The organism is Cellulomonas fengjieae, from assembly GCF_018388465.1.
Classification (GTDB): Bacteria; Actinomycetota; Actinomycetes; order Actinomycetales; family Cellulomonadaceae; genus Cellulomonas; species Cellulomonas fengjieae.
In genome coordinates this window covers 3463639-3476077 of record NZ_CP074404.1, presented here as the reverse complement: position 1 = coordinate 3476077, position 12439 = coordinate 3463639, and the positions used below count along the sequence as shown (strand labels likewise).

7 protein-coding genes are annotated in these 12439 nt (G+C 69.6%); 4 read left to right on the top strand and 3 right to left on the bottom strand.

What is annotated here, in order from left to right:
- Positions 1-2 precede the first annotated feature (2 nt).
- The 3 genes from nrdI to nrdF are packed head-to-tail and all read left to right on the top strand — an operon-like array spanning position 3 to position 3545.
- Positions 3-419 carry a class Ib ribonucleoside-diphosphate reductase assembly flavoprotein NrdI gene (gene nrdI, locus KG102_RS16070; RefSeq protein ID WP_208212950.1) on the top strand — a complete coding sequence of 139 codons (417 nt, stop codon included), beginning with the start codon at positions 3-5 and terminating at the stop codon, positions 417-419.
- On the top strand, positions 389-2536 hold the full coding sequence (gene nrdE, locus KG102_RS16065; protein WP_208288109.1) for a class 1b ribonucleoside-diphosphate reductase subunit alpha: 2148 nt from the start codon (positions 389-391) through the stop codon (positions 2534-2536). Before nrdI ends, nrdE begins: the two co-directional genes overlap by 31 nt.
- 34 nt (positions 2537-2570) lie before the next feature.
- Entirely contained in the window at positions 2571-3545 is a 975-nt protein-coding gene (nrdF, locus tag KG102_RS16060; protein ID WP_208212948.1) for a class 1b ribonucleoside-diphosphate reductase subunit beta, read from the top strand.
- Between the two features lie 64 nt (positions 3546-3609).
- Here the strand turns inward: nrdF and KG102_RS16055 are convergent, their stop codons facing one another.
- From KG102_RS16055 to KG102_RS16045, 3 genes are all read right to left on the bottom strand, one after another.
- A complete protein-coding gene (locus KG102_RS16055) occupies positions 3610-6273 on the bottom strand; it encodes an immunoglobulin domain-containing protein (protein WP_213363003.1) in 2664 nt (887 codons plus the stop codon).
- A gap of 596 nt (positions 6274-6869) precedes the next feature.
- The gene (locus tag KG102_RS16050) at positions 6870-9764 is read right to left on the bottom strand and encodes an immunoglobulin domain-containing protein (protein ID WP_208288110.1); all 2895 of its coding nucleotides are present in this window, start codon (positions 9762-9764) and stop codon (positions 6870-6872) included.
- A gap of 265 nt (positions 9765-10029) precedes the next feature.
- Positions 10030-11793 carry an immunoglobulin domain-containing protein gene (locus KG102_RS16045; RefSeq protein ID WP_208288111.1) on the bottom strand — a complete coding sequence of 588 codons (1764 nt, stop codon included), beginning with the start codon at positions 11791-11793 and terminating at the stop codon, positions 10030-10032.
- Between the two features lie 334 nt (positions 11794-12127).
- Here KG102_RS16045 and KG102_RS16040 point away from each other — a divergent pair, with 334 nt between their 5' ends.
- Positions 12128-12427: a DUF1540 domain-containing protein gene (locus KG102_RS16040; RefSeq protein WP_208212945.1), complete on the top strand. Its 300-nt coding sequence runs from the start codon at positions 12128-12130 to the stop codon at positions 12425-12427.
- The last annotated feature ends 12 nt before the right edge of the window (positions 12428-12439 follow it).

The following is a 12439-nucleotide window of genomic DNA, read 5'->3' as shown; positions in this document are numbered from 1 at the left end:
CGATGAGCTCCCTGGTCTACTTCTCCTCCACCTCGGACAACACCCACCGGTTCGTGCAGAAGCTCGGTCCGGGCGCCCACCGCATCCCGGTGCGGCCCACGGACCCGTTCCTGCACGCCCCCGAGCCGTACGTGCTCATCGTGCCGACGTACGGCGGAGGGAACGAAGGTGGCGCAGTACCGAAGCAGGTCATCAAGTTCCTCAACGACGAGGACAACCGTGCGCTGATCCGCGGCGTCATCGCGGCCGGCAACACGAACTTCGGCGAGGCCTACTGCATCGCAGGGGACATCATCGCGGCCAAGTGCCACGTCCCCTACCTGTACGGGTTCGAGCTCATGGGAACGACAGAGGACGTCATCCGCGTCCGTGAGGGATTGGGAAGATTTTGGCAACGACAGTCACAGATACCCGCGTAGAGACGTCGGGACTGGATTACCACTCCCTCAACGCCATGCTCAACCTGTACGGCCCGAACGGAGAGATCCAGTTCGACAAGGACCGTGAGGCGGCACGGCAGTACTTCCTGCAGCACGTCAACCAGAACACGGTCTTCTTCCACGACCTCAACGAGAAGCTCGACTACCTCGTCGAGAACAAGTACTACGACCCCGAGGTCCTCGCGCAGTACGACCGCGCGTTCATCAAGACCCTGTTCGAGTACGCGTACTCCAAGAAGTTCCGCTTCCAGACGTTCCTCGGCGCGTTCAAGTACTACACGTCGTACACGCTGAAGACGTTCGACGGGAAGCGGTACCTCGAGCGCTTCGAGGACCGCGTGTGCATGGTCGCCCTCGCCCTGGCGGAGGGCAACCAGGACTTCGCGATCTCCCTGGTCGACGAGATCGTCTCGGGCCGCTTCCAGCCGGCGACCCCGACGTTCCTCAACCTCGGCAAGGCGCAGCGCGGTGAGCCGGTCTCCTGCTTCCTGCTGCGCATCGAGGACAACATGGAGTCGATCGCGCGCGGCATCAACTCCGCCCTGCAGCTGTCCAAGCGCGGCGGCGGCGTGGCCCTGCTGCTCAGCAACATCCGCGAGCACGGCGCGCCCATCAAGCACATCGAGAACCAGAGCTCCGGCGTCATCCCCGTGATGAAGCTGCTCGAGGACTCGTTCTCCTACGCCAACCAGCTGGGTGCCCGTCAGGGCGCCGGTGCCGTGTACCTGCACGCGCACCACCCGGACATCTTCCGGTTCCTCGACACCAAGCGCGAGAACGCCGACGAGAAGATCCGGATCAAGACCCTCTCGCTGGGCGTCGTCATCCCGGACATCACGTTCGAGCTGGCCAAGAAGAACGAGCCGATGTACCTGTTCTCGCCGTACGACGTCGAGCGCGTGTACGGGATGCCGTTCGCGGACATCAACGTGACCGAGAAGTACTACGAGATGGTCGACGACGCGCGGATCAAGAAGACCAAGATCAGCGCCCGCGAGTTCTTCCAGACGCTCGCGGAGCTGCAGTTCGAGTCCGGCTACCCGTACGTGATGTTCGAGGACACGGTCAACCGCGCCAACCCCATCAAGGGCAAGATCACGCACTCGAACCTGTGCTCGGAGATCCTGCAGGTCTCGACGGCCTCGGAGTACAACGAGGACCTCTCGTACAAGACCGTCGGCCGCGACATCTCCTGCAACCTCGGGTCGATGAACATCGCCCTGTCGATGGACTCGCCGGACCTCGGCCGGTCGGTCGAGGTCGCCATCCGCGCCCTGACCGGTGTCTCGGACCAGACGGACATCGAGTCGGTGCCGTCGATCAAGAAGGCGAACGCGGGCGGTCACGCGATCGGCCTCGGCCAGATGAACCTGCACGGCTACCTGGCGCGCGAGCGCATCTTCTACGGGTCCGACGAGGGCCTCGACTTCACCAACATCTACTTCTACACGGTGGCGTACCACGCGATCCGGGCCTCGAACCTGCTGGCCCAGGAGCGCGGCCGCGCGTTCGAGGGCTTCGCGGAGTCCAAGTACGCGACCGGCGAGTACTTCGAGAAGTACATCGAGAAGGCCTGGCTGCCCCGGACGGAGCGCGTCGCCGCCCTGTTCGCGGACGCCGGCGTGCACATCCCCACGCAGGAGGACTGGAAGGTGCTGGCGGAGCTCGTGCGGGAGCACGGCATCTACAACCAGAACCTCCAGGCCGTCCCGCCGACCGGCTCGATCTCGTACATCAACCACTCGACGAGCTCGATCCACCCGATCGCGTCGAAGATCGAGATCCGCAAGGAGGGCAAGATCGGGCGCGTCTACTACCCGGCACCCTTCATGACCAACGACAACCTGGAGTACTACCAGGACGCGTACGAGATCGGCTACGAGAAGGTCATCGACACGTACGCCGAGGCGACGCAGCACGTCGACCAGGGCCTGTCGCTGACGCTCTTCTTCAAGGACACGGCGACCACCCGTGACCTGAACAAGGCGCAGATCTACGCGTGGCGCAAGGGCATCAAGACGATCTACTACATCCGCCTGCGCCAGCTCGCGCTGGAGGGCACCGAGGTCGAGGGCTGCGTCTCGTGCATGCTCTGACCTCCTCTCTGAACGACACGAAGGAAGTAGCCCGATGAGCGAGAAGCTCAAGCTCGTCAGCCGCGTCTCGGCGATCAACTGGAACCGGCTCGACGACGACAAGGACGCCGACGTCTGGGACCGTCTGGTCGGCAACTTCTGGCTGCCCGAGAAGGTCCCGGTGTCGAACGACGTCCAGTCGTGGGCGACCCTGACGGAGGAGGAGAAGACGCTCACGATGCGCGTCTTCACCGGCCTGACGCTCCTGGACACGATCCAGGGCACCGTCGGCGCGGTCTCGCTGATCCCGGACGCGATCACGCCGCACGAGGAAGCCGTCTACACGAACATCGCGTTCATGGAGTCGGTGCACGCCAAGTCGTACAGCTCGATCTTCTCGACGCTGTGCTCCACCAAGGAGATCGACGAGGCGTTCCGCTGGTCGGAGGAGAACCCGAACCTCCAGCGCAAGGCCGAGATCGTCATGGAGTACTACCGCGGCGACTCGCCCCTCAAGCGCAAGGTGGCCAGCACGCTGCTGGAGTCGTTCCTGTTCTACTCGGGCTTCTACCTGCCGATGTACTGGTCCAGCCGCGCCAAGCTGACCAACACGGCCGACCTCATCCGCCTGATCATCCGCGACGAGGCCGTGCACGGGTACTACATCGGCTACAAGTACCAGAAGGGCCTCGAGAAGCTGTCGCTGGCCGAGCGGGCCGAGATGAAGGACTACACCTTCGAGCTCCTCTTCGAGCTGTACGACAACGAGGTGGAGTACACCCAGGACCTCTACGACGGCGTCGGTCTGACCGAGGACGTCAAGAAGTTCCTGCGCTACAACGCCAACAAGGCCCTGATGAACCTGGGCTACGAGGCGCTGTTCCCGCGCGACGAGACGGACGTCAACCCGGCGATCCTGTCGGCCCTGTCCCCGAACGCCGACGAGAACCACGACTTCTTCTCCGGGTCGGGCTCGTCGTACGTCATCGGCAAGGCTGTGAACACCGAGGACGACGACTGGGACTTCTGAGTCCGACGCTGCACGAACGACGACGGCCGCCCTGTTCGGGCGGCCGTCGTCGTTCTGTTCCGCGTCAGGACGCCGTGTGCCTGCGGCGTCGGATCGTGACGGCCGTGATGCCGGCGGCGAGCAGCAGTGCCGCCGCGAGTGCCAGCGGCCCGCTGTCCGCACCGGTCACCGCGAGGGCGGCACCCCGGGCGCTGGGCGTGACGGGCGTAGCCGTCGCCGTGGCCGTGTCAGGGGTCACCGCGGTGACCGGTGCGGGAGTGCCCGGGGCGACCGGCGCGATGGGCGCGACGGCCGGAAGTGTCAGGGCGACCGGCGTGGTGGCGGTGATGCCCCCGGTGGTGGTGAACAGGGCCCGGTAGAGGTTGCCGTTCTGGTCGCTCGTGGTCAGGAAGGTGAGCTCGTCGCCGACCTGGCCGGGCAGGTCGGTGAAGGTCCGTCCGCCGTCCGTGCTGACCTGCCACTGGATCATGGCGGTGGGGTCGTCGGACCGGGCCCGGAAGGTTGCCCGCGCGCCGACGCCCACGGCCTGCGGGGTGGGCTGGGTGACGACGTCGGCGAGCGGGAGCACCGTCAGGGTCGCGGCGTCCGTGGTGGCGTGCCCGGTGGAGTTGGTGTGGACCGCCTGGTAGCGGTTGCCCGCGGAGGTGTCGTCGGCCAGGACCTCCAGGGTCGGGTCGGTGGCTCCGCCGATGTCGGTGAAGGTCGTGCCGCCGTCGGTGCTGACCTGCCACTGCACGGTCGGGGTGGGCTGACCGGTGGCCCGGGAGGTGAACGTGGCCCGGGTGCCCTCGGGGGCGCTCTGGTCGGCCGGGGAGAGGGTGATCACGGGGGCGACGGTGACGGCCAGCGTCGCGGGGCTGGTCGCCACCGACCCGCCGGCGTCGCTGCCGTAGCGGGCGCGGTACTGGAAGCCGTCGTCCGCAGCGGTGGCGGTGAAGGTGTAGGTGTCGGAGGTGGCCCCGGCGATGTTGGTGAACGTGGCGCCGTCGTCGGTGCTGACCTGCCACTGGGGGGTGGGGGTGGGGTCGCCGGTGGCGGCGGCGGTGAACGTCACCGTGCTGCCGGCCGCGACCTGCTGGTCGGTGATGTCTGTGGTGATGGTGGGGTGCAGCACCCGCACACCGAGCCGGGCACCGTAGGGCCCGGTGTAGGTGGTGCCGACCGCGTTGGTGAACGCGGCCCGGTAGTACGTGCCCGAGTCGGCGAACCGGACGTCGGTGAGCTCGAGGGTCGGTCCGGTGGCGCCGTCGATGTCGTTGTAGGTGATCCCGTCGTTCGTGCTGACCTGCCACTGGACGGTGGGCGTCGGTGTGCCGGCCGCGGCGGCCTTGAAGGTCGCGGTCCCGCCGGAGTCGACGACGACGTCGACCGGGTGCTCGAGGACCTCCGGCGCGTACTGGACCTGCAGGGTCGCGGGCGTCGTGGGTGCGTCCCCGGCGATGTTGGTGAACACGGCGAGGAACTGGGACAGGTGCTGGGCGCGGTCCGTCGACGCGATCGTGTAGGTGGGCGAGGTCGCACCGGCGATGTCGGTGAAGGTCACCCCGGCGTCGGTGCTGACGTACCACTGGACCGTGGCTTCGGGGTCGCCGGTCGCGGCCGCGGTGAAGGTGGCGGGGCCACCCTCGTTGACGGTGACGTTGCCGGGGTTGGACGTGACCACAGGCCCCCGGGGCCTGACCGTCAGCGTCACCGGGTTCGAGGTGACGTCGCCGTGGGAGTTGATGAACACGGCCTGGTAGCGGTAGCCGTCCTGCGCAGCCTGGGCCGTGAACGTGTACGACGAGCTGGTGGCGCCGGAGATGTCGGTGAACGAGCCACCCGGGGCGGCGTGCTGCCACTGGACCGTGGGGGTCGGGGTTCCGTCGGCGGTCGAGTAGAAGGTGGCCAGGCTGCCGGAGTCGACGGTGGTGCTCTGCGGCTGGTTCGTGATCAGCGGCACGGGCGGAGTCACCGTCAGTGTCGCGTGGGTGGAGTAGGCGTCGGGACCCTGTGAGTTGGAGAACACGGCCCGGTACTGACTGCCCGAGTTGGCCATAGCCGTCGTGAAGGAGTAGCTCGAGGTCGTGGCGCCGGGAATGTCGACAAACTCTGTACCGTCCTTGACCTGCCACTGCACCGACGGCGTCGGCCAACCCGAGGCGGTCGCGGAGAACGTGGCGGGCGTGCCGGCGCGGGCCGAGGTGTCGGACGGGTCCTTCGTGACCACCGGTGCGGAGAGCTCCGTTGTCAGTTCCAGGGCGAAGCCACCCCACGAGGTGGGCTGTCCGCTCGGAGCGCTGTCGGTCGCGGACAGGGTCCACACGCCGCCGGGGTCGGTGCCGTAGAAGCCCTGGAGCCCCGCGCAGGAAAAGGTGTCGTCGAACGTCGTCCGCTGGGTGTTGCACCCGACGAAACGTGCAGTGCCGGAGGGAGAGATGACGTAGTAGTTCATCTGTTCCGGGATGATCGCCGGCGGATTGACGATGGACAGCCTCAGCGCCAGCAGGCGACCGGTCCCTGCCGGCACGGTGACGCTCACCGCAGCGGGGGAGGACGACACGGCGCCGGCTGCGATGGTGAATCCACTGCTCGAGTACGTCGTGACGGTCTCCGCCGCGGAGGCTGGGGTCGCGGCGATGGTGACCAGTCCGGCGGTGAGGCCGGCGGCGAGCAGCGCGGCGATCCCTTGCGAGAGGCGTGAGGCGGTCGTGCCCTTTCGGGCGCGCGCTCGGGTGACGGGGAGCAAGGAGTGTCCTCTCGGCGGTGTGCGCCCAGCAGGTCTGGCCGCACGGTCGTGCTGGCCGCGTTTCTGGAGCCCAGGAGGTGCCCTGCCCGAGCACGAACCGACCGCAATGTAGCCCGATATTCAACTACTCCGACCGCTCGGGTGGGGTGGACTTCTCGAAGAGTCCGATACATCCGCAAATGCGCTCTGGCCTGCGATTCGGCAACAGGGCGAGCGTCGGGCTCGTCGACGTCAGGCGTCGGTCCCGAGCCCCGGAATGTCCGCGAGGACGCGCCCTACGAGCGGGGAGCGGCTTCTCCGGATGGCGCCTGTCGACGCTCGCGGACGGTGGCACAGGCGGCCACGGAGGCTGAAGGTTGTCAGCCCTGTCCTGTCCGCGGTCGTCAGGAAGGTGAGCGCGCCTTCGGTCTGGCCGGGCAGAGCGCCACGGCCTGGGGCTGCCGACCGCGGCTGCGGTGGAGGTCGCGTTCCCGCCGGAGTTCACGACGACATCGACCGGCTGCTCGCGGATCTCCGGCTGGTACTGGACCGGCAGGTTGGCGAACACGGCGAACGGCCGGTCCCGAGGGAACCGGCCGTTCGTCGTCGCGCCGCGGCTACCGGGCGGCGTGCCTCCTTCGACCGATCACGGTGGCCGCAGCACCGGTCGCGAGCAGCAGGGCCGCCGCGAGGGCCAGCAGCCCGCTGTCGGCGCCGGTGACCGCGAGCGCGGCGCCGGCAGCCCGGGCCGCGCGCGGGACGTCGACCGCGACCGTGCCCGTCGCCGCGGGTGCCGTCGGTGCGGCGGGTGCCGGTACGGCGGCGTCCAGCGTCAGCGCGACGGGGGTGGTGGAGGTGGTACCTGCGGTGGTCGTGAACAGCGCCCGGTACAGGTTGCCGTCCTGATCCGTCGTGGTCAGGAAGGTGAGCTCGCCGCCCACCTCGCCGGGCAGGTCGGTGAAGGTCCGTCCGCCGTCGGCGCTCACCTGCCACTGGATGGTCGCGGCGGGGTCGTCGGACCGGGCGGTGAACGTGGCCCGTGCGCCCACGCGGAGGGCCTGGGCCGTGGGCTGGGTGACGATGTCGGCGAGCGGGAGCACGGTCAGGGTCGCGTCGTCCGTGACGACCGCGCCGACGACGTTGGTGTGCACCGCCCGGTAGCGGTTGCCGGTCGCGTTCTCCTCGGCCGGGACCGACAGGGTCGACGCCATCGCACCCTGGATGTCGGTGAAGGTCAGGCCTCCGTTGGTGCTGACCTGCCACTGCACGCGGGGTGCGGGCTGGCCGGTGGCACCGGTGGTGAAGGTGGCCACGGTGTCCTCGCTCGCGGTCTGGTCGACGGGGTCCAGGGAGACCACGGGTGCGACGTTGACCGCGAGGGTCGCCACGCTCGTGCTCAGCCACCCACCGACGTTGGTGTAGACGGCCGCGTACTGGTTGCGGTCGTCCGCCGCGGCGGCGGTGAACGTGTAGGAGTCGGACGTGGCTCCGGCGATGTCGCTGAACGTCCGGCCGCCGTCGGTGCTCCGGCGCCACTGGACCGTCGGCGTCGGGTCGCCGGTCGCCGCGGCGGTGAACGTCACCGGGGTTCCGGCGAGGACCTCCTGGTCCGCGATGTCGGTGGTGACCACCGGGAGGGCCGCGGTCACTGTGAGGATGGCCGGGTCGGTGGTGGCGCTGTCGACCCAGTTGGTGTGCACGGCCCGGTAACGCGTGCCCGAGTCGGCGAAGGTGAGTCCGTCGAGCTCGAGGGTGGAGTACGTCGCATCCGGGATGTCCGTGAAGCTCACCCCGCCGTCGGTGCTGGCCTGCCACTGGACCTCGGAGCCGGGCTGGCTCGTGATGGTCGACGTGAAGGTCGCGCGGGTGCCCGCCACCACCGTCTGGTCGGTCGGGTGCGCGGTCACGACCGGGGCGACGCCCACCGTGAGGTAGGCGGCCTGCCCCCAGTAGTACGACCCCAACGCGTTCTGGTAGTCGGCGCGGTACCAGTTGCCGTCGTCCTGCGCCGTGGCGGTGAACGTGTAGGAGTCAGCGGTGGCGCCGACGATCTTGACGAAGGACACCCGATCGCTGCTCACCCACCACTGAACCGTGGGTGCGGGGTCACCGGTCGCGGCGCTCGTGAAGGTCACCGGGGTGCCGGCGACGACCCGCTGGTCGAGGGGCACGGTGGTGACGTCGGGGGCGATCGAGTCGACGGAGAGTCGAGCGGCGTCGGTCGTCCTGCTCACGACGCCGTTGGTGAACACCGCGCGGTAGAAGGTGTCCGTGTGGGCGTACCGGCGGTCCACGAGCACGAGGGTGGGCTCGGTCGCACCCGCGATGTCGGTGAAGGTCGCCTCGCCGTCGGTGCTGATCTGCCACTGCACGGTCGGGGTCGGGTTGCCGGCCGCGCTCGCCCAGAAGGTCGCGGTCCCACCCGACGGGATGTCGACGTCCGTCGGGGGCGTGAGGATCTCCGGGCCGTACTGGACCCGCAGGGTTGCCGCCGCGGTGGCGACGCGGGTGCCCGCGGCGTTCAGGAACACGGCCCGGTACTGCAGGAGGTGCTGGGCCCGGGTCGCGGGCGCGATCGTGTGGGTCGAGGCGGTCGCCCCGGCGAGGCCGACGAAGGTGGCGCCGCCGTCGAGGCTGACCTCCCACTGGACGGTCGCCGCCGGGTCGCCGGGCGTCGCGCCCGCACTGAAGCTCGCGGGAGCGCCCTCGGTCACCGTAGTCGACACCGGGTCGGACGTGACCACGGGGAGCAGGGGCAGGACCGTCAGTGTCGCCGGATTCGTGGTGACGGTCCCCTGCGCGCTCGAGTACACCGCCTGGTACTTGTACCCGGACTGGGCGTACGTCGGCGTCACGGTGTAGCTCGGGCTCGTGGCGCCGGGCACGTTGGCGAAGCCCGTCCCCGAGTCGACCTGCCACTGCACCGCGGGCGTCGGGTGGCCGGTGGCGGCGGAGGTGAGCGTGACGGCCGTGCCCGACTGCGTGGAGACGTTCGCCGGGTGGGTGGTGATCGCCAGGTCGGCGACCTCGGTGGTCAGGGCCACGGTGAACCCGCCGTAGTTGTACGAGACGTCCCCTTGGCTGCCGTCCCACCCGACGGTGACGAACAGGATCCACCTGCCGGCCGGGTCCCGGCCCTCGTAACGCGGCGGTAGGGCGCAGGTCCCGCCCGTCCCGCAGTTGATCAGCACGTCGTTCTGGAAGCCCACCTGGATCTGGAGGCCGACGGGAGCCGGCTGCGGGTTCCCGACGAGGTTCAAGGTCATGGAACGCAGCGACCCTGTGCCCGCCGGGACCACGATGGACGACTGACCCGAGTTGGTCCCGCCCCCCGGCCCGGTGACGAAGCCCGCGCCGGTGTACGTCGTGGTGACCTCCGACGCCGCGGCGGGAGTCGCGGCGAGCGTGACCAGACCGGCTGTGAGGCCGACGGCGAGCAGCGCCGCGATGCCTCGCGCGAACGCTGAGGTGCGGGTGCCCTGACGGGCGCGCGCACGGGTGGTGGGGAGCAAGGGGGCGTCCTCTCGGCGGTGCCACCCAGCAGGTCCGGGGGCAGGTCGTGCTGGCCCACGAATCCGGAGCCGAGAAGGTGCCCTGCCCGAGCACGAACCGACGGCAACGTAACGCAGGCCACACGCCCCGAGGGACTTCGGTCCCCACGGATCCGCGCGGCCGTCCGACATGTCCGGATCGGAGCGGGTGAAGTAGGCGTCAGGGGCGCATGCGAACGAGGGCGGACCCCGGATGGAGCCCGCCCTCGTCGGTGGTGCGTGGGTACTAGGCGGTGGTCCGGCGCCGCCCGAGCGCAGCGGCCGCAACGCCGGCGACGATCGTGAGCAGTGCGGCAAGCGCGAGGACGCCGCTGTTCGCACCGGTGGCCGCGATGGCGGCCTCCGTGGCCGTCGGTGCCGCGGCCACGGGAGCGACCGGCACGGGCAGGACCGTGAGGGTGCCCGTCCCGGTGATCGCCTGCCCGCCGGCGTTGGTGTGGACGGCTCGGAAGCGGTCACCGTTGGCGTCGTCGTGCGCGAGCACGGACAGGGTCGACGTGGTCGCCCCGGCGATGTCGGAGAACGTCAGCCCTCCGTCGGTGCTGACCTGCCACTGCACGCTCGGGGCGGGCTGGCCCGTGGCGTGGGAGGTGAAGGTGGCGTGGCTCCCCACGACCGCGCTCTGGTCGGTGGGGGCCACCGTGATCACGGGTGCGACGTTGACCGTGAGGGTCGCCACGCTCGTGGAGACCGTGCCGCCGACGTTCACGTAGGCGGCGCGGTACTGGTTCCCGTCGTCTGCCGCGGTCGCGGTGACGGTGTAGGAGTCGGCGGTCGCGCCGTCGATCTCAGTGAAGGTCTCCCCGTCGTCGGTGCTCACCCACCACTGGACCGTCGGCGCCGGGTCCCCGGTGGCGGCGGCGGTGAAGGTCACCTCGGTGCCGGCGAGGACCTCCTGGTCGGAGATGTCGGTGGTGACGACCGGCAGGGTCGGCTGGACCGTCAGCAGGGCTGCGCGGGTCGGGGTGCTGGCGACGTCGTTCGTGAACACCGCCCGATAGCGCGCGCCGGAGTCCGCGAACGCGCGCCCGTCGAGGGCCAGCGTGGGCGAGGTCGCCCCCGCGATGTCGGCGAACGTCGCCGTGTCGTCGTGGCTGACCTGCCACTGGACGGTCGGACTGGGCCTGCCCTCCGCCCCCGCGGTGAACGTCGCGTTCCCGCCGGAGCCGATGACGACGTCGGCCGGCTCCTGCGTGACCTCGGGCGCGAGCTGGACCCGCAGGACAGCCGCCGACGAGGTGGCCGTGCCGACGCTGTCGGTGAACACGGCGCGGTACTCGTTCAGGTGCTGCGTGCGGCTCGTGGCCGCGACCGTATAGGTGGACTGGTTCGCGCCGGTGATGTCACTGAAGGTGCTGCCGCCGTCCGTGCTCACCTGCCACTGGATCCGGACGGCGGGCTCAGCGGTCGCGGTCGCGGTGAAGCTGGCCGGTTCGCCCTCCTCCACCGTCACGTCCGCCGGGCCGGCGGTGACCATCGGAAGGTAGGCGGTGACGAGCGTCAGCGTGAAGCCCCCGTACGTGGTGTCGGGATCGTCCGCTACCCCGTAGGTGTCGATCGGGTAGAGCTCCCACCTGCCCGCCGGGTCGGTTCCGTAGAAGGGGTCGAGCGGGTTGCACGTGCTGCCGTCGTGGAACGTCGTCCTCGACTGGCCACACTCGATCTGCACCTGCACACCGGAGGGGGAGCGCAGGTGGAAGTCCATGTCCTGGGGATGACGATGCGCGGGGCTCGTCAACGTCAACGTCAGCGACCGCAGCACCCCGAGGCCCGCCGGCACCTGAACCGTCACCGGGCTGGGGTTGGCGGCACCGGAGTCCGGAACGGTGAAGCCGGGGCCGGTGTAGGTGCTCACCGCCGCTGCGGCCGGGGTCGCGGCGAGGGTGACCAGCCCGGCGGCGAGACCGGTGGCGAGCAGTGCGGCGATCGCGCGCAGGCGAGGTGAGGTCGGGGTGCCCAGTCGGGTCCGCGCACGGGTGAAGGGGAGCAAGGGGGCGATCCTTCCAACGATGCCGCCCAGCAGATCCGGGGGCAGGTTCTACCTGGCCCACGTTTCTGGAGCCGAGAAGGTGCCCTGCCCGAGCACGAACCGGGCGAAACGTAACTCATCGCACCCCCGCTGAACGGTTCCGGTCCCCGTGGATCCGGCCGGTGGTCCGATATGTCCGGGTCGCAGCGGGTGAACTGTGCGGCCAGGCCCGCCACGGATGGGTGGGATGCGCGATCTGACCTGCGGGTAAGCCAGGCCTTGCTTCCTAGGCACGGCGAGACGACGGGTCTACCGTCGAGATCAACGCGCCACAGCCCGCCCCACGGAGGTCGTCATGAGCACCCTGATGGACATGCCCGCCGTCGCCGAGTGTTCGGTCGCCGGCTGTTCGTACAACGACCACTCCAGCTGCCACGCGGCCGCGGTGAGCATCGGGGGCCACACGGGCGACGCGCAGTGCGCCACGTTCATCCCCCTGGGCACGCGGGGTGGCCTCGACAAGGTCATCTCGCACGTCGGGGCCTGCCACCGCGCGGAGTGCACGCACAACTCCGCGCTCGAGTGCACCGCGGAGTCGATCCGCGTGGGCGCCGGCCAGGTGGAGGCGGACTGCCTGACGTTCAGCACTCGCTGACCCGCGCGACGA